Annotated in this window: 25 protein-coding genes; all 25 read left to right on the top strand. The window is 39.5% G+C overall.

Annotation, left to right across the window (positions count from 1 at the left end; translation table 11 throughout):
* The first annotated feature begins 212 nt into the window (after window positions 1-212).
* The 25 genes from rpoB (at window position 213) to rplX (ending at window position 25688) form a co-directional block, all read left to right on the top strand.
* Entirely contained in the window at window positions 213-3788 is a 3576-nt protein-coding gene (gene rpoB / locus ACFTQ7_RS11700; RefSeq protein WP_349660258.1) for a DNA-directed RNA polymerase subunit beta, read from the top strand.
* A 398-nt stretch (window positions 3789-4186) separates the two neighbouring features.
* Complete coding sequence (gene rpoC, locus ACFTQ7_RS11695) at window positions 4187-7873, top strand: DNA-directed RNA polymerase subunit beta' (protein ID WP_349660260.1); 3687 nt, start codon at window positions 4187-4189, stop codon at window positions 7871-7873.
* A gap of 138 nt (window positions 7874-8011) precedes the next feature.
* Window positions 8012-8260, top strand: coding sequence for a ribosomal L7Ae/L30e/S12e/Gadd45 family protein (locus tag ACFTQ7_RS11690; RefSeq protein ID WP_349660261.1), 249 nt, complete (start codon window positions 8012-8014; stop codon window positions 8258-8260).
* A 98-nt stretch (window positions 8261-8358) separates the two neighbouring features.
* Window positions 8359-8778 (top strand): 30S ribosomal protein S12, encoded by a 420-nt coding sequence (gene rpsL, locus ACFTQ7_RS11685; RefSeq protein ID WP_008181595.1) that lies wholly within the window; start codon window positions 8359-8361, stop codon window positions 8776-8778.
* Window positions 8779-8928: 150 nt separating this feature from the next.
* On the top strand, window positions 8929-9399 hold the full coding sequence (gene rpsG / locus ACFTQ7_RS11680) for a 30S ribosomal protein S7 (protein WP_079562374.1): 471 nt from the start codon (window positions 8929-8931) through the stop codon (window positions 9397-9399).
* Window positions 9400-9444: 45 nt separating this feature from the next.
* Window positions 9445-11523: an elongation factor G gene (gene fusA / locus ACFTQ7_RS11675; protein WP_349660262.1), complete on the top strand. Its 2079-nt coding sequence runs from the start codon at window positions 9445-9447 to the stop codon at window positions 11521-11523.
* A gap of 139 nt (window positions 11524-11662) precedes the next feature.
* Entirely contained in the window at window positions 11663-12850 is a 1188-nt protein-coding gene (gene tuf, locus ACFTQ7_RS11670) for an elongation factor Tu (RefSeq protein WP_079562372.1), read from the top strand.
* Window positions 12851-13410: 560 nt separating this feature from the next.
* The gene (locus tag ACFTQ7_RS11665) at window positions 13411-14094 is read left to right on the top strand and encodes a response regulator transcription factor (protein WP_386829008.1); all 684 of its coding nucleotides are present in this window, start codon (window positions 13411-13413) and stop codon (window positions 14092-14094) included.
* 6 nt (window positions 14095-14100) lie between these two features.
* On the top strand, window positions 14101-15117 hold the full coding sequence (locus ACFTQ7_RS11660; RefSeq protein ID WP_386828855.1) for a sensor histidine kinase: 1017 nt from the start codon (window positions 14101-14103) through the stop codon (window positions 15115-15117).
* A gap of 96 nt (window positions 15118-15213) precedes the next feature.
* Window positions 15214-15975, top strand: coding sequence for an ABC transporter ATP-binding protein (locus ACFTQ7_RS11655; RefSeq protein ID WP_386828854.1), 762 nt, complete (start codon window positions 15214-15216; stop codon window positions 15973-15975).
* On the top strand, window positions 15965-17932 hold the full coding sequence (locus ACFTQ7_RS11650; RefSeq protein WP_386828852.1) for an FtsX-like permease family protein: 1968 nt from the start codon (window positions 15965-15967) through the stop codon (window positions 17930-17932). Before ACFTQ7_RS11655 ends, ACFTQ7_RS11650 begins: the two co-directional genes overlap by 11 nt.
* A gap of 165 nt (window positions 17933-18097) precedes the next feature.
* Entirely contained in the window at window positions 18098-19414 is a 1317-nt protein-coding gene (locus ACFTQ7_RS11645) for a Na+/H+ antiporter family protein (RefSeq protein WP_386828850.1), read from the top strand.
* Between the two features lie 453 nt (window positions 19415-19867).
* Window positions 19868-20176, top strand: coding sequence for a 30S ribosomal protein S10 (gene rpsJ, locus ACFTQ7_RS11640; protein ID WP_004233624.1), 309 nt, complete (start codon window positions 19868-19870; stop codon window positions 20174-20176).
* 43 nt (window positions 20177-20219) lie between these two features.
* Complete coding sequence (gene rplC, locus ACFTQ7_RS11635) at window positions 20220-20849, top strand: 50S ribosomal protein L3 (protein ID WP_197142515.1); 630 nt, start codon at window positions 20220-20222, stop codon at window positions 20847-20849.
* 26 nt (window positions 20850-20875) lie between these two features.
* On the top strand, window positions 20876-21499 hold the full coding sequence (gene rplD, locus ACFTQ7_RS11630) for a 50S ribosomal protein L4 (RefSeq protein WP_386828847.1): 624 nt from the start codon (window positions 20876-20878) through the stop codon (window positions 21497-21499).
* The gene (rplW, locus tag ACFTQ7_RS11625; protein ID WP_004233628.1) at window positions 21499-21783 is read left to right on the top strand and encodes a 50S ribosomal protein L23; all 285 of its coding nucleotides are present in this window, start codon (window positions 21499-21501) and stop codon (window positions 21781-21783) included. The genes rplD and rplW overlap by 1 nt, the downstream gene beginning before the upstream one ends.
* Before the next feature lie 47 nt (window positions 21784-21830).
* Complete coding sequence (gene rplB / locus ACFTQ7_RS11620) at window positions 21831-22661, top strand: 50S ribosomal protein L2 (RefSeq protein ID WP_049662846.1); 831 nt, start codon at window positions 21831-21833, stop codon at window positions 22659-22661.
* A 60-nt stretch (window positions 22662-22721) separates the two neighbouring features.
* On the top strand, window positions 22722-23000 hold the full coding sequence (gene rpsS, locus ACFTQ7_RS11615; protein WP_049662848.1) for a 30S ribosomal protein S19: 279 nt from the start codon (window positions 22722-22724) through the stop codon (window positions 22998-23000).
* A 22-nt stretch (window positions 23001-23022) separates the two neighbouring features.
* A complete protein-coding gene (rplV, locus tag ACFTQ7_RS11610) occupies window positions 23023-23367 on the top strand; it encodes a 50S ribosomal protein L22 (protein ID WP_004233639.1) in 345 nt (114 codons plus the stop codon).
* Window positions 23368-23370: 3 nt separating this feature from the next.
* Window positions 23371-24024 carry a 30S ribosomal protein S3 gene (gene rpsC, locus ACFTQ7_RS11605; protein WP_049662850.1) on the top strand — a complete coding sequence of 218 codons (654 nt, stop codon included), beginning with the start codon at window positions 23371-23373 and terminating at the stop codon, window positions 24022-24024.
* A gap of 1 nt (window position 24025) precedes the next feature.
* A complete protein-coding gene (gene rplP / locus ACFTQ7_RS11600) occupies window positions 24026-24460 on the top strand; it encodes a 50S ribosomal protein L16 (protein ID WP_010860599.1) in 435 nt (144 codons plus the stop codon).
* Complete coding sequence (gene rpmC, locus ACFTQ7_RS11595; RefSeq protein WP_049662852.1) at window positions 24450-24650, top strand: 50S ribosomal protein L29; 201 nt, start codon at window positions 24450-24452, stop codon at window positions 24648-24650. The genes rplP and rpmC overlap by 11 nt, the downstream gene beginning before the upstream one ends.
* A gap of 18 nt (window positions 24651-24668) precedes the next feature.
* Window positions 24669-24932: a 30S ribosomal protein S17 gene (gene rpsQ, locus ACFTQ7_RS11590; RefSeq protein WP_053482810.1), complete on the top strand. Its 264-nt coding sequence runs from the start codon at window positions 24669-24671 to the stop codon at window positions 24930-24932.
* 43 nt (window positions 24933-24975) lie between these two features.
* The gene (gene rplN / locus ACFTQ7_RS11585; RefSeq protein ID WP_349660268.1) at window positions 24976-25344 is read left to right on the top strand and encodes a 50S ribosomal protein L14; all 369 of its coding nucleotides are present in this window, start codon (window positions 24976-24978) and stop codon (window positions 25342-25344) included.
* Between the two features lie 35 nt (window positions 25345-25379).
* Window positions 25380-25688: a 50S ribosomal protein L24 gene (gene rplX / locus ACFTQ7_RS11580; protein WP_053596063.1), complete on the top strand. Its 309-nt coding sequence runs from the start codon at window positions 25380-25382 to the stop codon at window positions 25686-25688.

Raw genomic sequence — 25688 nt, 5'->3', positions numbered from 1 at the left:
AAATCGGCTATGATAATATGGTAAAATGCAAAAATATTATTTTGAGGTCGTATGCCCTTTTGTATATGATTGTTATAATGTGGGTATACTTGCCAAGATAAGTTTAGTTAACCGAAAATGAGATCTTTTTGAAGACTCGTTTTCTTTTTGTCTTTCGAAATCATACACTATTTGTATGATTTTGCAAAGACCTAATATCGCTTTATTGAGGGGTGAATGAGTTGACAGGTCAACTAGTTCAGTATGGACAACACCGCCAGCGTAGAAGCTTTGCGCGTATTAACGAGGTGCTTGAGCTTCCAAATCTGATTGAGATTCAAACGGCGTCTTACGAGTGGTTCCTTGAAGAAGGTCTACGTGAAATGTTCCGTGACATTTCGCCGATCGAGGACTTTACAGGTAATCTTTCATTAGAATTCATCGATTATTCATTAGGAGATCCTAAGTATGAAGTCGATGAGTGTAAAGAGCGAGATGTTACTTACGCAGCTCCATTACGTGTGAAAGTACGTCTTTACAACAAAGAAACAGACGAAGTGAAGGAACAGGATGTCTTCATGGGCGACTTCCCATTAATGACAGAAACAGGTACGTTCATTATCAATGGTGCTGAACGTGTTATCGTTTCACAATTAGTTCGTTCACCAAGTGTGTATTTCCATGATAAAACTGATAAAAACGGTAAGAAAGGTTTCGGAGCAACAGTTATTCCAAACCGTGGTGCATGGTTGGAATATGAAACTGACGCAAAAGATGTAGTATACGTGCGTATTGATCGTACTCGTAAGCTACCAGTAACAGTGTTACTTCGTGCATTAGGTTTCGGTTCAGACCAAGAAATTATCGATATTATCGGTGACAATGAATTTTTACGTAATACGTTAGAAAAAGATAACTCTGAAAGTACTGAAAAAGCACTTTTAGAAATCTATGAACGTTTACGTCCAGGTGAGCCACCAACAGTTGAAAGTGCGAAGAGTTTATTATACTCTCGTTTCTTTGATGCAAAACGCTATGATTTAGCGAATGTTGGTCGCTACAAAATGAATAAAAAGCTTCATATCAAAAATCGTTTATTTAACCAAACGATTGCTGAAACGCTTGTAGATCCAGAAACAGGCGAAATTTTAGTAGAAAAAGGTACAGTTCTTGACCGTCGTACTTTAGATAAAATCTTACCGTATTTAGAAGATTCATCAAAAGGAATCGGTTTCCGCACTTTATCACAAGTAGGTGGAGTGCTTGAGGATGATGTAACAATCCAGTCTATTAAAATTTATGCACCAAAAGATGAAGCGCAAAAAGAAATCAATATTATTAGTAATGCGTACATCGATGAAGAAGTGAAGAATATTACGCCTGCTGACGTATTATCTTCAGTAAGTTATTTCTTCAACTTACTTTACCAAGTAGGGGCAACAGATGATATCGACCACTTAGGTAACCGTCGTCTACGCTCTGTTGGTGAGCTTCTACAAAACCAATTCCGTATCGGTTTATCTCGTATGGAACGTGTAGTACGTGAGCGTATGTCTATTAACGATACAGCGGCAATCGTACCACAGCAATTAATTAATATTCGTCCAGTAATTGCGTCAATTAAAGAGTTCTTTGGTAGCTCTCAATTATCACAATTCATGGACCAAACAAACCCACTGGCAGAGTTAACGCATAAACGTCGTCTATCTGCATTAGGACCTGGTGGTTTAACACGTGAGCGTGCTGGTTTCGAAGTACGTGACGTTCACTATTCTCACTATGGTCGTATGTGTCCAATCGAGACACCAGAGGGTCCAAACATTGGTTTAATCAACTCTTTATCTTCATTTGCCAAAGTAAATAAATTCGGATTCATTGAAACACCTTATCGTCGTATTGACCATGAAACAGGTAAAGTATCGGATCAAATTGATTATTTAACAGCTGATGAAGAAGATAACTACTATGTAGCACAAGCGAACTCACTATTAAATCCTGATGGTACATTTGCTAAAGAAGAAGTAGTAGGCCGTTTCCGTGGGGATAACACAGTATTTAATAAATCGCAAATGGACTACATGGACGTATCACCTAAACAAGTAGTGTCAGCTGCGACTGCATGTATCCCGTTCTTAGAAAACGATGACTCGAACCGTGCACTTATGGGTGCCAACATGCAACGTCAAGCAGTTCCTCTTCTTAACCCAGAAGCACCATTTGTTGGTACTGGTATGGAACACGTTGATGCGCGTGACTCAGGTGCGGCGGTAGTAGCGAAATATGATGGTATAGTTGAGCACGTTGAAGCTCGCTCTATCCATGTTCGCCGTATTGAAGTCGTTGACGGTAAAGAGGTTAAAGGCGATTTAACAAAATATAAATTACAAAAATTCATTCGTTCTAACCAAGGTACTTCATACAACCAACGTCCACTTGTAAAAGTTGGCGAACGTGTGAAACCTCGTGACATTTTAGCAGACGGTCCATCTATGGAAAAAGGCGAACTTGCTCTTGGTCGTAACGTACTTGTTGCGTTCATGACTTGGAACGGCTTTAACTATGAGGATGCTGTTATTATGAGCGAACGCCTTGTAAAAGACGATGTATATACATCTGTTCATATTGAAGAATATGAATCAGAGTCTCGTGATACAAAATTAGGACCTGAAGAAATCACTCGTGATATTCCAAACGTCGGAGAAGATGCACTTCGTAATTTAGATGAACGTGGTATCATTCGCGTTGGTGCGGAAGTACGTGACGGTGACATTCTTGTAGGTAAAGTAACACCTAAAGGGGTTACAGAATTAACAGCTGAAGAACGCTTATTACATGCTATCTTCGGTGAAAAAGCTCGTGAAGTTCGTGATACTTCATTACGCGTACCACATGGTGCTGGCGGTATTATTCTTGATGTAAAAGTATTTAACCGTGAAGATGGCGATGAATTACCACCAGGTGTTAACCAATTAGTTCGTGCTTACATTGTTCAAAAGCGTAAAATTCGCGTAGGGGACAAAATGGCCGGACGTCATGGTAACAAAGGGGTTATCTCTCGTATCTTACCGGAAGAGGATATGCCATTCATGCCAGACGGTACTCCTGTTGATATCATGTTAAACCCACTTGGTGTACCTTCTCGTATGAACATCGGACAAGTTTTAGAATTACACTTAGGTATGGCTTCTCGTTCCCTAGGCATTCATATGGCAACTCCAGTATTTGATGGTGCCAACGAAGAAGATGTTTGGGAAACGATGGAAGAGGCAGGCATGAACCGTGATGGTAAAACAATCCTGTATGATGGACGTTCAGGTGAACCATTTGATAACCGTGTATCAGTAGGGATCATGTACATGATCAAACTTGCTCACATGGTTGATGATAAACTTCACGCACGTTCAACTGGTCCTTACTCACTTGTTACGCAACAGCCACTTGGTGGTAAAGCACAGTTCGGTGGACAACGCTTTGGTGAGATGGAGGTATGGGCACTTGAAGCATACGGTGCTGCTTATACTCTTCAAGAAATCTTAACAGTTAAATCCGATGACGTTGTTGGACGTGTGAAAACATACGAAGCAATCGTTAAAGGTGAAAGTGTACCAGAGCCAGGCGTTCCTGAATCATTCAAAGTATTGATTAAAGAACTTCAATCTCTTGGTATGGATGTGAAAATGTTAACGGTCAATGATGAAGAAGTAGAGCTTCGCGACTTAGACGAAGAAGAAGATCTTCAACCAGCTGATGCACTTAACATTGCACCACAGAAAGATACAGAAGAAGAGCCAGTAGAGTCTTTTGAATAATGGAAAACGTTAATTCACATTATTAGTGAACACGGTCAAAGTTATTTTTCAAATTAGTCGGGCAGGATTTAACGCCCTGTCCGGCTTTTTCTTTTAACTTCTTTCAGCGGAAGTCTCCCACCTCTATAGGTGGTGAGATGAATGCGGGTTTAAGCTGTTTTCAGCGGGTGTCCAAACACCTGCTGAAAGAAGTTAAAGCCTCCGGCGGAAGTCACGGAATCGGAAAGGAATGCTTTATGCAAACACAAAGCCGATTCAGGACACAATTATGCCGAGGCATAATTGATTAAATCATTCTATTTTTAATCTTTTGCTAAAGAGAAATGATTCTTGCAAACGATTATCGAGCTGCGTAAAAGAGTCTTTATAAAGACCTATACTAGAGGGAGGTAGGCTCCTTGATAGACGTTAATGAATTTGAATATATGAAAATTGGTTTAGCTTCTCCTGACAAGATTCGTTCTTGGTCATACGGTGAAGTTAAAAAACCTGAAACAATTAACTATCGTACATTAAAACCAGAAAAAGATGGTTTATTCTGTGAGCGTATTTTTGGTCCAACTAAGGACTGGGAGTGTCATTGTGGTAAATACAAACGTGTACGCTACAAAGGCGTAGTTTGTGATCGTTGTGGTGTTGAAGTAACACGCGCGAAAGTTCGTCGTGAACGTATGGGCCACATCGAATTAGCAGCACCAGTTTCACATATCTGGTACTTCAAAGGTATTCCTAGCCGTATGGGCCTTATTTTAGATATGTCCCCACGTGCACTAGAAGAAGTAATTTACTTTGCATCTTACGTTGTAATCGAACCAGGTGCTACAAACTTAGAAAGTAAGCAACTACTTTCTGAAAAAGAGTACCGTGCGTATCGTGAAAAATTCGGAAACACATTCGAAGCATCTATGGGTGCGGAAGCAATTAAAAGATTATTAGGCAAAATTGATCTTGAAGATGAAACTCAATCTTTAAAAGAAGAGTTGAAATCAGCACAAGGTCAACGTCGTACACGTGCCATTAAACGTCTTGAAGTTGTAGAATCATTCCGTAACTCAGGTAACTCTCCTGAATGGATGATTTTAGATGTACTACCGGTTATTCCACCAGAGCTTCGTCCGATGGTGCAATTAGATGGTGGTCGTTTTGCAACTTCTGACTTAAACGATTTATATCGTCGTGTAATCAACCGTAATAACCGTTTAAAACGTTTACTAGACCTTGGTGCTCCAAGCATCATCGTACAAAACGAAAAACGTATGTTACAAGAAGCTGTTGATGCATTAATTGATAACGGTCGTCGTGGTCGTCCTGTAACAGGTCCTGGTAACCGTCCATTAAAATCACTTTCACATATGCTGAAAGGTAAACAAGGTCGTTTCCGTCAAAACTTACTTGGTAAACGTGTTGACTACTCTGGTCGTTCGGTTATCGTAGTAGGTCCAAACTTAAAAATGTACCAATGTGGTCTACCAAAAGAAATGGCAATTGAATTATTCAAGCCTTTCGTAATGAAAGAGTTAGTAGAACGTGGCCTTGCTCATAATATTAAATCTGCTAAACGTAAAATAGAGCGTTTAAACAACGATGTATGGGACGTTTTAGAAGATGTTATTCGTGAGCATCCAGTATTACTAAACCGTGCACCTACGCTTCACCGTCTTGGTATTCAAGCGTTTGAACCAACACTAGTTGAAGGTCGTGCTATTCGTCTTCACCCATTAGTATGTACAGCTTATAACGCTGACTTCGATGGTGACCAAATGGCGGTTCACGTACCATTATCAGCGGAAGCGCAAGCAGAGGCTCGTCTTCTAATGCTTGCTGCACAAAATATCCTGAACCCGAAAGACGGTAAACCAGTTGTAACACCATCTCAAGATATGGTATTAGGAAACTACTACTTAACACTTGAACGTGAAACAGCTCGCGGCGAAGGAACAATTTTCTATGGACCAAACGAAGTATTAATTGCATATGATACAGGTCATGTTCATTTGCATACTCGTATTGCGATTAAAGCAAGCTCGTTAAACAACCCAACATTTACTGAGGAACAAAATAATATGTTCCTATTAACGACTGTTGGTAAAGTAATCTTTAACGAAATCTTGCCTAAATCATTCCCATACATTAATGAGCCAACTGATTTCAACTTAGAGCAAGAAACACCAAGCAAATACTTCGTTAACTTAACAATTGATGAAGAAACATTAAAAGAGCTTGAGGCAGATGCATCTTATAATGGGCTTGATGAAAAAGGTAAAGTTGAAGCACAACGCACAGCTGTATTGCGCAAACACTTTGCATCAGTACCAGTTGTAAATCCATTCCGTAAAAAATTCTTAGGTAATATCATTGCTGAAGTATTTAAACGTTTCCACATCACTGAAACATCTAAAATGCTTGACCGCATGAAAAACCTAGGATTCAAATATTCAACACGCGCTGGTATTACTGTAGGTGTATCTGACATCGTCGTATTACCAGACAAAGGCGAAATTTTAGCGGTAGCTCAAGAAAAAGTAGATAAAGTTCAAGCGCAATTCCGTCGTGGTTTCATCACGGAGGATGAGCGTTATGATCGCGTTATCTCAAGCTGGAGTGCTGCGAAAGATGAAATTCAATCAAAGCTGATGAAGTCGCTTGAGAAAACAAACCCAATCTTTATGATGTCTGACTCAGGTGCCCGTGGTAACGCATCTAACTTTACACAGTTAGCAGGTATGCGTGGTCTGATGGCCAACCCGGCTGGTCGTATCATCGAACTTCCAATTAAATCTTCATTCCGTGAAGGTTTAACGGTATTAGAGTACTTCATCTCAACTCACGGTGCTCGTAAAGGTCTTGCCGATACAGCCCTAAAAACTGCCGATTCAGGTTACTTAACACGTCGTCTTGTTGACGTAGCACAAGATGTTATCGTTCGTGAGGATGACTGTGGAACTGACCGTGGTTTAACAATTGGTGCGTTAATGGAAGGTACAGAGCTAATTGAAGCGTTAGATGAGCGTATTATCGGTCGTCATACGAAGAAAACAATCCACCATCCAGAAACAGGTGAAGTAATTTTAGAAAAAGACGGTTTGATCGACCAAGATATCGCTCGTATCATTATAGAGCTAGGTATCGAAGAAGTTACAATCCGTTCTGCGTTTACATGTAATACAAAACATGGCGTATGTAAAAAATGTTACGGCATGAACTTAGCAACAGGTGAAGAGGTTGAAGTTGGAGAAGCAGTTGGTATTATTGCGGCTCAATCAATCGGTGAACCAGGTACACAGTTAACAATGCGTACATTCCATACAGGTGGGGTTGCCGGGGATGATATTACACAAGGTCTTCCACGTATCCAAGAGATTTTTGAAGCACGTAATCCTAAAGGTCAATCAGTTATTTCTGATATCGCAGGTACTGTTTCAGACATCACTGAAATCCGTGAAGGTCTAAAAGAGATTACAATTGAAGGTGAAGTAGAAACACGTAAATACGCAGCACCTTACAATGCTCGTCTGAAAGTACAAGAAGGCGACTTTGTAGAACGCGGTCAAGTATTAACAGAAGGTTCTATCGATCCAAAACAATTGTTAAAAGTTAAAGACGTTTCAACAGTTCAAGAATACCTGTTAAAAGAAGTACAAAAAGTATACCGTATGCAAGGGGTAGAAATTGGTGACAAACATATCGAGGTAATGGTTCGCCAAATGCTTCGTAAAGTACGTGTAATTGAAGCTGGAGATACTGAATTATTACCAGGTTCATTACTAGATATTCACCAATTCTCAGAGGCAAACGTAGATGCTGTTATGAATGGCAAAAACCCTGCGACTTGTCGTCCTGTGATCCTTGGTATTACAAAAGCGTCTCTTGAAACAGAATCATTCTTATCTGCTGCATCATTCCAAGAAACAACTCGTGTGTTAACGGATGCTGCTATTAAAGGTAAGCGTGATGAACTTCTTGGTCTGAAGGAAAACGTAATTATCGGTAAACTTGTTCCTGCAGGTACTGGTATGCAACGTTACCGTCAAATCCGTATTGAAAAAGATGAGCTTGAGACAGAAAACCTAATTTCTGCTGAATAATCATTAAAATAAGTGCCGAGGAGATGTATTTTTATCATCTCTTCGGACTTTTTAAAGATATGAGTTGACAGCCGAAATTGGTAATGATAATATATTGAAGGTTGATAGTTAACTGTCTGTACTTCGGAGGATATGAAAATGTCTTATGATAGAGTAAGGGATAGTCAAACAATCATAGGTACAAAGCAAACAGTAAAAGCAATGCGAGCCGGTTCAGTGAAAGAACTTTTTGTGGCACTCGATGCAGACAATTGGGTAACCGATTCGGCCATATCTTTCGCGAGAGAAATCGGTATACCAGTTACTCTTGTTGAGTCGAAAAAGGAACTGGGCAAGGCCTGTAGAATCCACGTTGGAGCTGCAGTAGTTGCGATTACTGTAGAGTAGTTTTTGTGTATTAAACACAAAGACTTTGTTTTTACCCAAAAAATGAACCACCTGGATGTGTGGTATTAAAAAGGAATAAATGAAGGGAGGAAAAACCGATGCCTACAATTAACCAATTAGTTCGTAAGCCTCGTCAATCTAAAAGCACGAAATCAAAATCACCAGCGTTAAACAAAGGATATAACTCATTTAAAAAATCTTTAACTGACGTTAAATCTCCACAAAAACGCGGAGTTTGTACTCGTGTAGGTACAATGACACCTCGTAAACCAAACTCAGCGTTACGTAAATACGCTCGTGTACGTTTAACTAACCAAATCGAGGTAACTGCTTATATCCCAGGTGAAGGCCACAACTTACAAGAGCACAGTGTTGTTCTTATCCGTGGCGGACGCGTAAAAGACTTAGCGGGTGTTCGTTACCATATCGTACGTGGTGCTCTTGATACAGCTGGTGTAAACGGTCGTTTACAATCACGTTCTAAATACGGAACAAAACGCCCTAAAGAAAAAAAATAATTTAACATTATTAAGCATTGCTTAATAATGAACTTTAAAATAGTTGTTGCAAATTTTTAATCTTGCTAGCAGATTGGAAATTTGCCAATCAACTATTACAAAGTAATTCTTATAAAATAAATCGATAACTATTCGAAAGGAGGAAAACACATGCCTCGTAAAGGTCCTGTTTCCAAACGTGACGTGTTACCAGATCCAATTTATAGTTCAAAACTAGTAACTCGTTTAATTAATAAAATGATGGTTGATGGTAAAAGAGGTACTTCTCAAAAGATTTTATACGGTGCGTTCGATATTGTTAAAGAACGTTCTGGTGAAAATCCAATTGAAGTATTCGAAGCTGCTCTTAACAACGTAATGCCAGTTCTTGAAGTTCGTGCTCGCCGTGTTGGTGGTTCTAACTATCAAGTACCAGTAGAAGTACGTCCAGAACGTCGTACAACTTTAGGTCTTCGTTACCTAGTTAACTACGCTCGTCTTCGTGGTGAAAAAACTATGGAAGAGCGTCTAGCTAACGAAATCCTTGATGCTTCTAACAACACAGGTGCATCAGTTAAAAAACGTGAAGATATGCACAAAATGGCAGAAGCGAACAAAGCATTCGCTCACTACCGTTGGTAATCAATATCTAAACCGCATACGCCCAATATGGAAGGAGAAATACCTATGAAACGCGAATTCTCCCTAGAGAATACACGTAATATTGGGATCATGGCTCACATTGATGCTGGTAAAACAACAACAACTGAGCGTATCCTTTATTACACAGGTAAGATTCACAAAATTGGTGAAACTCATGAAGGCGCTTCTCAAATGGACTGGATGGAGCAAGAGCAAGAACGTGGTATCACAATCACTTCTGCTGCAACAACAGCTCAATGGAACGGCCACCGTGTAAATATCATCGATACTCCTGGACACGTAGACTTCACTGTAGAAGTTGAACGTTCATTACGCGTACTTGATGGTGCTGTAACAGTTCTTGATGCTCAATCTGGTGTTGAACCTCAAACTGAAACAGTATGGCGTCAAGCTACAACTTACGGCGTTCCACGTATCGTGTTCATTAACAAAATGGATAAAACAGGAGCAGATTTCCTATATTCTGTAGGAACTCTACACGAACGTTTACAAGCAAACGCTCATCCTATCCAATTACCTATCGGAGCTGAAGATCAGTTCTCAGCAATCATTGACTTAGTTGAAATGAAAGCTACTTTCTACGGCGACGAAAAAGGTACAGCAGTGACTGAAGGCGAAATTCCTGAAGAGCACCGCGCACAAGCTGAAGAATACCGTGAAAAATTAATCGATGCTGTTGCAAGTGTTGATGAAGAAATCATGGAAAAATATTTAGAAGGCGAAGAAATTTCTGTTGCTGAACTTAAAGCGGCTATCCGTCGTGCTACGATTGCAGTAGAATTTTACCCAGTAATCTGTGGTACAGCATTCAAACACAAAGGCGTACGCCCAATGTTAGATGCAGTTATCGATTACTTACCATCTCCATTAGATGTACCAGCAATCAAAGGTACTGATGTTGATGGTGACGAGGAATTAGAACGTCATTCTTCAGATGAAGAGCCATTCTCAGCTCTTGCATTCAAAGTTATGACTGACCCATTCGTAGGTAAATTAACTTTCTTCCGTGTGTATTCTGGAACTTTAGAATCAGGTTCATACGTACAAAACTCTTCTAAAGGTAAACGTGAACGCGTAGGCCGTATCCTACAAATGCACGCAAACTCTCGTGAAGAGATTTCTAAAGTATTCGCTGGGGACATCGCAGCAGCAGTAGGTCTTAAAGATACTACTACTGGTGATACTCTATGTGACGAGAAAAACCTAGTTATTCTTGAATCAATGGAATTCCCTGAGCCAGTAATTTCTCTTTCTGTAGAACCAAAATCAAAAGCTGACCAAGATAAAATGGGTCAAGCTTTACAAAAACTTCAAGAAGAGGATCCAACTTTCCGTGCTCACACTGACACAGAAACTGGTCAAACAATCATCTCAGGTATGGGTGAGCTTCACCTTGATATCTTAGTTGACCGTATGCGCCGTGAATTTAAAGTAGAAGCTAACGTAGGTGCTCCAATGGTATCTTACCGTGAAACATTCCGTGGCTCTGCAAAAGTTCAAGGTAAATTCACTCGCCAATCTGGTGGTCGTGGACAATATGGTGACGTAACGATTGAGTTCTCTCCAAATGAAGAAGGTAAAGGCTTTGAATTCGAAAACGCTATCGTTGGTGGTGTAGTACCTCGTGAATACATTCCTGCAGTAGAAGCTGGTCTTCGTGACTCTCTTGACCGCGGTGTAGTAGCTGGTTACCCACTTATCGACATTAAAGCGAAATTAGTATTCGGTTCTTACCATGACGTTGACTCGAATGAGATGGCGTTCAAAATTGCTGCATCTATGGCTCTTAAAGAAGCTGCTAAACAATGTGATGCAGTTATCTTAGAACCAATGATGAAAGTAGAAGTTGTAATTCCAGAAGAATACCTTGGTGATATCATGGGTAACATTACTTCTCGTCGCGGACGCGTTGAGGGTATGGAAGCTCGCGGTAACTCACAAGTTGTTCGTGCAATGGTTCCTTTATCGGAAATGTTTGGTTATGCAACAACTCTTCGTTCAGCAACGCAAGGTCGTGGTGTATTCTCAATGACATTCGATCATTACGAAGAAGTACCAAAATCAATCGCTGCTGACATCATCAAAAAAAATAAAGGTGAATAATTGAATTTTCATCTTGCATAAAGTATAACTAATTTGTAAGCTATGATTGTGGGATGGTGGATGGGCCCGTTCACCATCAGCAATCATTCTATAAATTTTCAAAAAATATAAACATATAATTTTGAGGAGGCAATCTCTAATGGCTAAAGAAAAATTTGACCGTTCAAAAACGCATGCTAACATTGGTACAATCGGACACGTTGACCATGGTAAAACAACTTTAACTGCTGCTATCGCAACAGTTCTTTCTAAAAAAATGGGTGGGGAAGCTAAATCATACGCTGATATCGATAACGCTCCAGAAGAAAAAGAACGTGGTATCACTATCAATACTTCTCACGTAGAATATGAAACTGATACTCGTCACTATGCACACGTTGACTGCCCAGGACACGCTGACTATGTTAAAAACATGATCACTGGTGCTGCACAAATGGACGGCGGTATCTTAGTAGTATCTGCTGCTGATGGCCCAATGCCACAAACTCGTGAACACATCCTTTTATCTCGTCAAGTAGGTGTTCCATACTTAGTAGTATTCATGAACAAATGTGATATGGTTGACGACGAAGAATTATTAGAATTAGTAGAAATGGAAATCCGTGACCTACTATCTGAATATGACTTCCCAGGTGACGATCTTCCAGTAATCAAAGGTTCTGCTCTTAAAGCTCTTGAAGGCGAAGCAGAATGGGAAGAAAAAATCGTTGAATTAATGGACGCTGTAGATTCTTATATCCCAACTCCAGAACGTCAAACTGACAAACCATTCATGATGCCAGTAGAGGACGTATTCTCTATCACTGGTCGTGGTACAGTTGCAACTGGCCGTGTTGAACGTGGTCAAGTTAAAGTTGGTGACGTAGTTGAAATCGTAGGTATTACTGAAGAAGCAAAATCTACAACTGTAACTGGTGTAGAAATGTTCCGTAAATTATTAGACTATGCTGAAGCTGGTGACAACATCGGTGCTTTACTTCGTGGTGTAGCTCGTGAAGATATCCAACGTGGTCAAGTATTATCTAAACCAGGTTCAATCACTCCACACACAAGCTTCAAAGCTGAAGTTTATGTTTTATCAAAAGAAGAGGGTGGCCGTCATACTCCATTCTTCACTAACTACCGTCCTCAGTTCTACTTCCGTACAACTGACGTAACAGGTATCTGTAACTTACCAGAAGGCGTTGAAATGGTAATGCCTGGCGATAACATCGAAATGACAGTAGAACTTATCGCTCCAATCGCTCTAGAAGAAGGTACTAAATTCTCTATCCGTGAGGGTGGCCGTACTGTAGGCGCTGGCGTAGTTGCTTCTATCCAAAAATAATTTAAGCATTTAGCTTATTTTCAAAACCAATCTGTAGGGACGCTTACAGATTGGTTTTTTATGTTAAAATAAGTTAAAAACATTTGATGATTTTACTTGAATTAGATTATTTTATGTATACATACTAGGTGAAATACCAAAAAGCAGAAATAACTCAACACGCTAAAAGTAAGAATAAAATTTCTTTTATACGAAGTAGCCGGAAATGATAGCTAGTGCCATAGATCAAAATCCCCTTTTGTTTCTATAATTTTTTAATAGGTCCTCTCCAAAAGATTGGTGGATGATATTTGTTAGAACGTATGTTAAGTATGCTGATTGGAGTGGAGACTGGGCGATTCCTTGGGGATTAGCAAATAGAGGAACGAAGGCTAAAAGCATCACATCCTGTGATAACGCCTTCGTGACCAACATCGTGTTGGCCCGAGACCCTGCAGCGAAAGCAAAGCGGCTCATCGGACGCCCCCAGGAAAGCGCCCAGTCGGAGCGGAAATCAACCCAACGTTATGGTGTGAAGATTAATACATATAATTTCATGGAAGGAGAGTTTGCAAGTGGAGATGAAAATATTGTTGATAGAAGATGATCCATCCATTTTCGAAATGATTCAGACACGTTTTGCACAGTGGTCGCTTCAAGTTGTAGGTGCTAAAGATTTTCAAAAAGTAATGGATGATTTTATTGAAGAAAAACCACAGCTTGTATTGATAGACATTCAGCTACCTGCCTATGATGGCTTTCATTGGTGTCGTGAAATACGTCATATCTCAAAGGTGCCAATTCTCTTTCTATCTTCACGAGACCATCCAATGGATATGGTTATGGCAATGCAAATGGGTGCAGATGACTTTGTACAAAAGCCGTTCCATATGGAGGTATTACTTGCAAAGGTACAAGCCGTTTTACGTCGTACATATGATTATATAGAAGAATCAATGGATGTCACACGGTTTAATGGTGCAGTTATTGACTATGCGCGCAGTGAGATTATGTATGAGGGTAATCTTTCTTCATTAACTAAAAATGAGCTCTTTATTTTACGTATTTTAGTGGAGAAGGCCGATCAAATTGTTTCTAGAGATGATTTAATGAGAAAGTTATGGGACGATGAACGCTTTGTCAATGATAATACATTATCGGTAAATGTTAATCGGTTACGTACTAAGCTTGAGGAAATAGGTTTACAAGAAGTGATTTTAACTAAAAAGGGACTTGGTTATATGGCTTTAACACAAGGGACGTGATGGACAATGCTCATTTTATTTTTAAGAGAACGCCTCGCATGGATAGGCTTTTTTGTTTTTATCATCGTTATGATCAATGTTTTATTTTCTTTAGACGTTGGATTAGTGGGGATCTCAATTTTGTATATTAATATTAGCATGCTTATTAGTTTTATGATCTTTCTTTTTTGGCGATACGTAGTAGAAGTTGGGCGGCTGAAAAATTTCCTAGGAAATGTGGAAAACCAATTTGATGACGTGCATAGCAAAAATTTGGTGTTATCACCTTTTCAAATGGCATACTTTACGAAAATTGAAGATGTTCTCTACGGCAAGAACACAGAGTTAAATCAAGCAAAGGTACAGCTGCAGGAATATTCGGATGAACTTCTAGCATGGGTTCATGAAGTAAAGGCACCTTTAACTGCAGTTAATTTGATGCTGGATCGCGTAGAAGATTTGACACTACGTCGTAAATTAGAGACAGAATGGCTAAGACTGCATTTATTGGTTGATCAGCAGCTACATCAAACACGGTTAGCTTCAATAGAAAAAGATAATTATATGATGGAGATTGAGCTAAGAACGGTTGTCTATAAAGAAATAAGAGCTATGCAGGCATGGTGTATTGAAAAAGGTATCGGTTTTGATGTGGAAGAGTTAACAGATACAGTGACGACGGATGCTAAATGGCTAGCCTTTATCATCCGACAAATTCTATCCAATGCGATTAAATATAGTCCTGAAAATTCAGAGGTATTACTATTTACAGAAGTAGATGCTACTGGAGCAACACTATTACATATAAAAGATGCAGGTATTGGTATCCGTAAGGAGGATCTACCACGAATTTTTTACAAATCGTATACTGGAACAGCCGGAAGAGAATCTGCGCAATCGACAGGTATGGGTCTATACTTAGCACATAATGTGGCGCAGAAAATTGGCGTCCGTATTACTGTCCAATCTAGTGTAGGTGAAGGCTCGATATTTACATTACGTTTTCCATTACAAAATGAATATGTCAAACTAACAGGTAGATGACGAAATTGTCACCTACCTTTTTATATTGTCATGTAAAACACACGAATTGCCGACGTAGACAGGGTACACTTGAACTATAGAAAGGGGCGTTTACAAGTGGCGGTTTTAATTGGTCGTAAAGTAAAAAAAGTATATGGTAAAAAATCAACAGCCCAAGAGGTGTTAAAGGGTATTGATGTAGAAGTGAATCAAGGTGAATTTGTTGGCATTATGGGACCTTCAGGCTCTGGGAAGACAACACTTTTAAATGTTTTATGTTCAATTGACTTTGCTACAGAAGGTGTTATTGAAATAAATGGTCAAAACTTACGTGGTATGAATGAGAAGGCGTTAGCTAATTTCCGTCGTGAACAATTGGGGTTCATATTCCAAGATTATAATTTATTAGATACACTAACGGTGAAAGAGAATATTCTACTACCATTAGCTATTGGCAGACTACCAAAGGCTGTTGCAGAGAGTCGTGTAAAGGAGCTTACACAATTATTAGGTATTGGTGAGATTTTAAACAAATATCCAAATGAAATATCAGGTGGTCAAAAGCAACGTACATCGGCAGCTCGGGCACTAATTACAAATCCTTCACTTGTATTTGCTGATGAACCTACAGGCGCACTTGACTCAAAATCAGCTACTGCGCTTTTAAAAAATCTACAAAGTATTAATGAGTCAAAAAAAGCAACGATTATGATGGTTACGCATGATGCGGTAGCAGCGAGTTTTTGTACACGTGTTTTATTTTTAAAGGACGGACTCATTTATAGTGAGCTATATAAAGGAGATAAAACGAGACAGGCTTTTTTCCAAGAAATCATGCATACGCAAAGTGTGCTAGGCGGTGACGGCTATGAGTCTTAGTAAACTCGTATTGCGCAGTATGAAGAAAAATATGAAGCATTATTATTTATATTTTTTCGCACTTATTTTTAGTGTTACTTTATATTTTTCTTTTGTGACATTGCAAAATAATGCTGAAGTGCTCGCTACAGTAGAGAAGAGCGGTACGGCCACAGCGGGTTTTAAAGCAGCAACCTATATGTTGTACTTTATTGTCTTATTTTTCGTCCTATATGCCAACCATCTATTTATGAAGCGTCGTAGTAAGGAGATAGGCTTGTATCAGCTAATAGGGATGACAAAGGGGCTTATCGTACGTTTATTAGCGGTAGAAAGTATCCTCTTATTTGTAGGCGCGGTCGTTTTAGGTATACTTGCAGGGTTCTTTAGTTCACGCTTATTCGCAATGATTTTACTGCACGTACTTGAAAAAGAGACACTTGTGACAATGACGTTTAGTACTGAGGCACTACAGCAGTCTATCGTAGTATTTGCCATTCTACTAGCCATTGTACTTGTGCAAATGGCTTTGATGATTTACCGTATATCATTACTATCACTATTTAGTGCTTCCAAGCAAGCTGATGAGCGCGTAAAACGTTTCAGCCCATTACAAATGGTTATTGGTTTTTTAGGGCTTGTACTAATTGCATATGGCTACTATGCATCAACTAAGCTTTTCGATATTAACACTACTGGTGATTTAGCTCTTAATATGACTATTATTTTAGCTACTACTATTGGCGGAACATTCCTTGTTTTCCGTTTCTCTGTAGCATTTATTATGAATTCAATTCGTCTTAAGAAAAATGGACATTTAACTGCTCGTGATGTCTTAGCGTTAACACCGATTATGCATCGTATGAAGAGTAATGCGAAATCCTTAACGCTTATTACGGTTTTAACGGGTGTTTCGCTTGGCGTTACAACTTTAGCTTATATATCGTATTATTCATCAGAAGCGTCGGCGTATGGCCGAGTACCTGGTGATTATGTTTTACTTGAAGATAGGGGCCAGGAATTTTTAAAGAAGCTAGAGGACAATAATATTGCTTTTGATAAAATAGATTACCGATTACAGAGCGTTTCAGCTTCCTTTTCACAGCTATTATCGAAAGAACAGCAAAATAAAGATAATCCCCTTGATGGTGTAGAAGGACTCATTTATACAATTCCACTTTCTGATTATCAACAAATAGTTCCTGAAGCTACCGTTTCGGATAATGAGGTTATAGTAACAAACTACGGTGGTTATATGGCAGAGATGTTTCCACTTGAAAAGGATCGTGATGTAGTTGTCACTCCTGGAGGTCCAGAGGTAACTAAGGAAGAAATGCTTCATGTCAAAGATGTTCAACATGAAAGTATTATAAGTGGTACTGTGACATCAGGGCCTGGGGGGCCAATTTTCGTAGTTTCGGATGCATTGTTTGAAAAACTAGCTACTTATTCAAGCGCTTCTGAATGGCACAAACAAACTTCTATTAAGATAAAGAATAAAAGTGACTTAGCTCAAGCAGAGAAATTATATATACAATTAAATAAAGAAAATTACTCAAATGATATACAATCCTTTGAAGAAGCACGTAAGGGGAATATTGAAACATTAGGAATTACGATATTTACCGCAGCATTTTTAGGGTTAGCATTTTTAGTGACAACGGGTAGTATTTTATACTTTAAGCAAATGTCTGAGGCTGAAGAGGAGCGAGGCTCTTATACGATATTAAGAAAGATTGGCTTCGCTGAAAAAGATATTATGAAAGGTATATATATGAAACAAGCCTTTAATTTTGGTGTTCCATTAATAATAGGGCTACTCCATAGTTACTTTGCTGTTAAGTCGGGATGGTTTTTATTCGGCTCAGAGTTAACCACACCATTATGGATTGCTATGAGCTGCTATATAGCGTTATATGCTATCTTCGCTGTACTTTCTGTTGGCTATTATAAAAAAGTCATTCGTGAATCGTTATAAATAGGAAGAAATCTTAAAACAGTATGATTAGTTATGGTCATACTGTTTTTTTGTTGTTTAAATTTAGGGGATTTTTCCAGGGGGTAAAAACATCTTGACTTTCAAGTATTAGACGATTAAAGTTTAGTATATTAGTAATCTAGTGTACGAAAGTGAAGTGTTGAAATGAACGCAGTAATTGTGGCAGTGGCCGTCATGTTAATATTAAGCTTGCTCCGTATCAATGTTGTTCTTTCTCTTGTATTAGGCGCCTTCGCAGGAGGTCTAACAAGCGGAATGGGTATTGAAGCAACTGTACAATCATTTACAGAAGGATTAGGAGCAGGCGCAACGATTGCTTTAAGTTATGGGTTACTTGGTGGTTTCGCTATTGCCATTTCAAAAACAGGAATTCCTGAATTAATGATTGCAGGGATTTTAAAAATATTAAATAAAAACGGTACAAGTAATCGAAAAGGATTAGTGAAGGTTTTAATTTTCCTACTGATCTTTATGGTGTCTATTTTCTCACAAAACTTAATTCCAATTCATATAGCCTTTATCCCATTATTGATACCTCCGATTTTAAAGGTTTTAAATATGCTAGAGGTTGACCGACGAATAATCGCTACATTAATTGCTGTTGGTTTAATAGGGACGTATAGTTTCGTACCTGCAGGCTTCGGAGCTATTTTCCAAGATATCGTTTCTACTCAAGTAACCGAGGCAGGTATGGAAGCAACTTCGCGTGATGTACCGGTAGCGATGGCTATACCCGTTCTAGGGATGTTAATTGGATTATGTGTAGCCTTTTTCGTATATCGAAAACCTCGACAATATCAAAATAAAGATGTTGAGACAGAGTCTTTAAATGTTCATGTCAGTAAGTTCGTTATTTTTTCTACGACTGTAGCTTTAATTGTCTCTCTATGTGCACAAATTTATACTGACTCGATGATTGTAGGCGCCTTTGCAGGAATTATGATGATGTATTTTACTGGTGCACTAAAATGGAAAGAGGCAGATGAGATTCTTTCTGAGGGAATGAAGATGATGGCCTTCATCGGTTTTGTGATGATCGCTGCAAATGGTTTTGCATCTGTTATTAACGCCACGGGTCATGTGGATAGCTTAATCTCAAACTCACTAACAATTCTTCAAGGAAATAAGAGTCTAGCTATATTGATTATGTTGGTCATTGGTTTAATAGTGACGATGGGGATTGGTTCATCCTTCGCGACAGTACCTATCATTGCAACTTTATTTGTTCCTCTTGCACAAGGGTTAGGAATGAGTCCTTTGGCTATTATATGCCTTATAGGTACAGCAGGTGCTTTAGGTGATGCAGGTTCTCCTGCTTCGGATTCTACTCTTGGACCAACTGCAGGCTTAAATGTAGATGGACAGCATAATCACATTTGGGATACATGTGTGCCAACGTTTATCTTTATTAACATCCCTCTCATTATATTTGGCTGGGTTGCATGTGTGTTTTTCTTATAAGTAATAGAAAGAGCAGTTTCTAACTATTAGAAGCTGCTTTTTTATTGTCTTTAAGAAATTATAGAATGTTAATGGTAACATAACTAAGTGCATCATCTACAAATTGAGCTCACCAGTGCTTTAGCGAACGCGTTCTTGTAGTCAGTTATTGTTTGAAATATTCGAAAACGTTGATATAACAACCTTATGTGTTGCAAAGTGCATGGGAATTTTATATACTAGTAAACGGTTCAGAGGAACGAAAAATATTAGTAGTAAGAATATCAGCAACATTTAAAAGAATTTAGCGAAAAGACTTGCTTATTCTTTTTTTATTGGGTATAATGTTGAATGTTGGTCTTTGACTGCGATGAAACGAGAGGTTGCCGACACACCCGGCCGCTTTGCCATGGCGGTGTGACGGAAAATTTTCGTGGAGAATGTCTAGAAAATAGGCGAGAAGGAGGGAAAATAATGGCAAAACAAAAGATTCGTATTCGTTTGAAAGCGTATGATCACCGTATTTTAGATCAGTCTGCTGAGAAAATTGTGGAAACTGCAAAACGTTCAGGTGCAAGTGTATCAGGTCCGATTCCACTTCCAACTGAGAAGTCTGTGTACACGATTCTTCGTGCCGTTCACAAGTACAAAGATTCTCGTGAACAATTCGAAATGCGTACGCATAAACGTCTGATCGATATCGTTAACCCAACACCACAAACTGTTGACGCGTTAATGAAACTTGATTTACCATCTGGCGTTGATATCGAAATCAAACTTTAATGGTAAAAATATAACTATTTAAAACTTACAGGAGGTGTGACAAATGGCTAAAGGAATCTTAGGTAGAAAAATTGGTATGACACAAGTTTTTGCTGAAAACGGCGATTTAATCCCGGTAACAGTTATCGAAGCTACTCCAAACGTAGTTCTTCAAAAGAAAACTGCTGATACAGATGGCTACGAAGCTATCCAAGTTGGTTTCGAAGACAAGCGCGTTAAGCTTTCTAACAAACCAGAACAAGGTCACGTAGCAAAAGCGAACACTGCTCCTAAGCGCTTCATTCGTGAATTCCGCAACGTGAACGTTGAAGAATACGAAGTTGGTCAAGAAGTCAAAGTAGAAATTTTCGCAGAAGGCGATGTAATTGATGTAACAGGTGTTACTAAAGGTAAAGGTTTCCAAGGTGTAATTAAACGCCATGGTCAATCTCGTGGTCCTATGGCCCACGGTTCTCGTTACCACCGTCGTCCTGGTTCAATGGGTCCAGTTGCTCCGAACCGCGTATTCAAACAAAAGAAATTACCTGGTCAAATGGGTGGCACTGTAGTTACAATCCAAAACTTAGAAATCGTGAAAGTTGATGCGGAACGTAACTTACTACTTGTTAAAGGTAATGTTCCTGGTTCTAAAAAAGCTCTAGTTACAGTTAAAACTGCAATTAAAGCTAAGTAATCACCTAAGGAAAGGAGGAAACAGGAATGACAAAAGTATCTGTACTTAGTCAAACAGGTGCTTCAGTTGGTGAAATCGAATTAAACGATGCGATCTTCGGAATCGAGCCAAATGAAGCAGTATTATTCGACGCTGTAGTTGCACAACGTGCTTCTCTACGTCAAGGTAATCACAAGGTTAAAAACCGTTCTGAAGTTGCTGGTGGTGGTCGTAAACCATGGCGTCAAAAAGGAACTGGTCGTGCTCGTCAAGGTTCTATCCGTTCTCCACAATGGCGCGGTGGTGGTGTCGTATTCGGCCCAACTCCACGTAGCTATTCTTACAAATTACCGAAAAAAGTTCGTCGCTTAGCTCTTAAATCTGCTTTATCAGCTAAAGTAGTAGAACAGAACTTCTTAGTTCTTGATGCTCTTTCACTAGCAGCACCAAAAACAAAAGAATTCACAAAAATCCTTAAAGATCTTTCTTTAGAGAAAAAATCTTTATTCGTAACTGCTGACCTAGATGAAAACGTAGCATTATCTGCTCGTAACATCCCTGGTGTAACAGTTTTAACTGCAAACGGAATCAACGTTCTTGATCTATTAGGTCACGAAAAAGTTGTGTTCACTAAGTCTGCAGTAGAAAAAGTTGAGGAGGTGCTTGGATAATGGAAGCACGTGATATTTTAAAACGTCCGGTCATTACTGAGCGTTCTTCAGAACTTATGGCAGAGAAAAAGTATACTTTCGAAGTAGACACTCGCGCTAACAAAACTCAAGTAAAAGACGCTGTAGAAGAAATCTTTGGTGTAAAAGTTGAGAAAGTAAACGTTCTTAACTACAAAGGTAAATTCAAACGCGTTGGCCGTTACGGTGGTTACACTAACAAACGTCGTAAAGCGATTGTTAAATTAACTGCTGATAGCAAAGAAATCGAATTATTCGAAATGTAATCCTTTATGGATTTATGATTTGAACAATCAAGAAGGAGGGAAACACAATGGCGATTAAAAAGTATAAACCTACCTCTAATGGTCGTCGTAATATGACGTCTTTAGACTTTGCGGAAATTACAACTAACAAGCCTGAGAAATCATTGCTTGAACCAACTAAACGCAAAGCTGGTCGTAACAACCAAGGTAAAATCACTGTTCGTCATCATGGCGGTGGACATAAGAAGCAATACCGTGTTATCGATTTCAAACGTGTAAAAGATGGCATTCCGGCTAAAGTTGCTACTATCGAATATGATCCAAACCGTTCTGCGAATATCGCATTAATCAACTACGCTGATGGAGCAAAAGCTTACATCTTAGCACCTAAAGGTCTAGAGGTTGGTCAAACAATCGTATCTGGTCCAGATGCTGATATTAAAGTAGGTAACACATTACCATTAGCAAACATTCCTATGGGTACAACAATCCATAACATCGAGTTAAAACCTGGTAAAGGTGGACAATTAGTACGTTCTGCTGGTACTTCTGCACAAGTACTTGGTCGTGAAGACAAATACGTAATCGTTCGTCTACAATCTGGTGAAGTACGTTTAGTGTTAGCTACTTGCCGCGCTACAATCGGTCAAGTTGGTAACGAACAACACGAACTAGTACACATCGGTAAAGCAGGTCGTAGCCGTTGGTTAGGTAAACGCCCAACAGTTCGTGGTTCTGTAATGAACCCTAACGATCACCCACACGGCGGTGGTGAAGGACGTTCTCCAATCGGACGTAAATCACCAATGACTCCTTGGGGTAAACCAGCACTTGGTTACAAAACTCGCAAGAAGAAAAACAAATCGGATAAATTCATCATCCGTAGTCGTAAAAAATAATGTGGTTAAACTACGGTTCTATGTGAGAGCCGTGGTGGAATCACGGAGGGAGGTTCCTACATGGGTCGCAGCTTGAAAAAAGGACCTTTTGTTGATGACCACTTAATGAAAAAAGTGGAAGCGCAAGAGGCTTCTGAGAAAAAACAAGTTATCAAAACTTGGTCTCGCCGTTCTACAATTTTCCCGACTTTCATCGGTTTAACGATTGCTGTTTATGATGGACGTAAACACGTTCCTGTATACGTAACAGAAGATATGGTAGGCCACAAACTTGGTGAATTCGCACCAACACGTGCTTACAAAGGTCACGGTGCAGACGACAAGAAAACAAGACGCTAATTTTGAGAGGAGGTAAATCCTAATGACACAAGCTAAAGCTATCGCTCGTACTGTTCGCATTGCTCCTCGTAAAGTCCGTCTAGTTGTAGACTTAATCCGAGGCAAGCAAGTTGGTGAGGCAGTTGCAATTTTACGTCATACTCCAAAAGCGGCGTCTCCAGTCGTTGAAAAAGTATTAAAATCTGCAGTTGCTAACGCTGAGCATAACTACGATCTTGACATCAACTCTTTAGTAGTTTCTGAAGTATTCGTTGATGAAGGTCCAACATTAAAACGTTTCCGTCCACGTGCACAAGGACGTGCAAGCGCAATTAACAAACGCACAAGCCACATTACTCTAGTGGTATCTGAGAAGAAGGAGGGTTAATCCGTGGGTCAAAAAGTACATCCAATAGGACTGCGCGTTGGTATTATTCGTGACTGGGAGTCAAAATGGTACGCTGAAAAAGACTATGCAACTCTACTTCATGAAGACATCAAAGTGCGTAAATATATTGAAACGGCTCTTAAAGACGCTTCTGTTTCTAAAGTAGAAATCGAACGCGCTGCAAACCGTGTAAACATTACAATTCACACTGCGAAACCAGGTATGGTAATCGGTAAAGGTGGTTCTGAAGTTGAGAATCTTCGTAAATACCTTAGCGATTTAACTGGTAAACGTGTACACATCAACATTATCGAAATCAAACGTGCTGATCTTGACGCTCGTCTAGTAGCTGAAAACATCGCTCGTCAATTAGAAAACCGTGTATCATTCCGTCGTGCGCAAAAGCAAGCGATCCAACGCACAATCCGCGCTGGTGCAAAAGGAATTAAAACACAAGTATCTGGTCGTTTAGGTGGCGCTGATATCGCGCGTGCTGAACACTATAGTGAAGGAACTGTTCCACTTCATACTCTACGTGCTGACATCGACTATGCACACGCAGAAGCTGACACTACTTACGGTAAATTAGGCGTTAAAGTATGGATCTACCGTGGTGAAGTTCTTCCTACGAAGAAATCTGTGGAAGGAGGCAAATAATATGTTATTGCCTAAACGCGTAAAATACCGTCGTGAACACCGCGGAAACATGCGTGGCGAAGCGAAAGGCGGTAAAGAAGTATCTTTCGGCGAATGGGGCTTACAAGCTCAAACAGCTAGCTGGATTACTAACCGTCAAATCGAATCTGCACGTATCGCGATGACTCGTTACATGAAACGTGGCGGTAAAGTTTGGATTAAAATCTTCCCACACAAACCTTACACTAAAAAACCTCTAGAAGTCCGCATGGGTTCTGGTAAAGGTTCTCCTGAAGGTTGGGTTGCAGTAGTAAAACCAGGAAAAGTAATGTTCGAAATCGCTGGTGTATCTGAAGAGATCGCACGTGAAGCACTTCGTTTAGCATCACATAAGCTTCCTGTTAAATGTAAGATCGTAAAACGTCAAGAAACTGGTGGTGAATCTAATGAAAGCTAATGAAATCCGTGACCTTGCCACTTCTGAATTAGAATTAAAAGTGAAATCACTGAAAGAAGAGCTTTTCAACCTTCGCTTCCAATTGGCGACTGGTCAATTAGAAAACACAGCTCGTATTCGTGAAGTGCGTAAAGCAATCGCGCGTATGAAAACTGTTATTCGTGAAAGAGAAATCAGTGCAAATAACTGATAAAGGAGGTTTTCAAGTATGACTGAGCGTAATCAACGCAAAGTTTACACGGGCCGCGTTGTTTCAGATAAAATGGATAAAACAATTTCTGTTTTAGTTGAAACTCATAAAAAGCACAAGCTTTATGGTAAACGTGTAAAATACTCTAAAAAGTTTAAGGCTCATGATGAATTAAACACAGCGAAAATCGGTGATATCGTACGTATCATGGAAACTCGCCCGCTATCAGCTACTAAACGTTTCCGTCTAGTTGAAGTTGTAGAAAAAGCGGTTATTATTTAATAACTATTTCGGAACAACCAATTTCCGAAGGGAGGTAACCTAAGTGATCCAACAAGAAAGTCGTATGAAAGTTGCTGACAACTCAGGTGCACGTGAAGTTCTTACAATTAAAGTCCTTGGTGGCTCTGGCCGTAAAACTGCTAACATCGGTGATATCGTTGTTTGTACAGTTAAGAAAGCAACACCAGGTGGCGTTGTTAAGAAGGGTGACGTTGTTAAAGCTGTTATCGTTCGTACAAAATCAGGCGCACGTCGTAAAGATGGTACGTACATCAAATTTGATGAAAATGCTTGTGTAATTATTCGTGATGATAAATCACCACGCGGAACTCGTATTTTCGGACCTGTTGCACGTGAATTACGTGACAGCAACTTCATGAAAATCGTTTCTCTAGCTCCAGAAGTTCTTTAATTTCATGATAGTGCCAATCAAGGAGGTGCGACAGCATGCATGTAAAAAAAGGTGACAAGGTTAAGGTAATCACTGGTAAGGACAAAGGCAAAGAAGGCGTTATCCTTGCTTCTTACCCTAAACAAGATCGCGTTCTTGTTGAAGGTGTGAACATCGTGAAAAAACACGTAAAACCTAACCAATTGAATCCACAAGGTGGAATTGTAAGCCAAGAGGCTGCAATTCACGTTTCGAACGTAATGCTAATCGATCCTAAATCTGGCGAGCCGACTCGTGTAGGTTATAAAATCGAAAACGGTAAAAAAGTTCGTGTTGCAAAAAAATCAGGTGCAGTAATCGACTAA

Origin of the sequence: Lysinibacillus sp. NPDC056959, assembly GCF_042674095.1 — a bacterium.
In the GTDB taxonomy this organism is placed as follows: Bacteria; Bacillota; Bacilli; order Bacillales_A; family Planococcaceae; genus Lysinibacillus; species Lysinibacillus zambalensis.
Note: the sequence above shows the minus strand (reverse complement) of the source record. Positions and strands in the feature narration are given on the sequence as shown.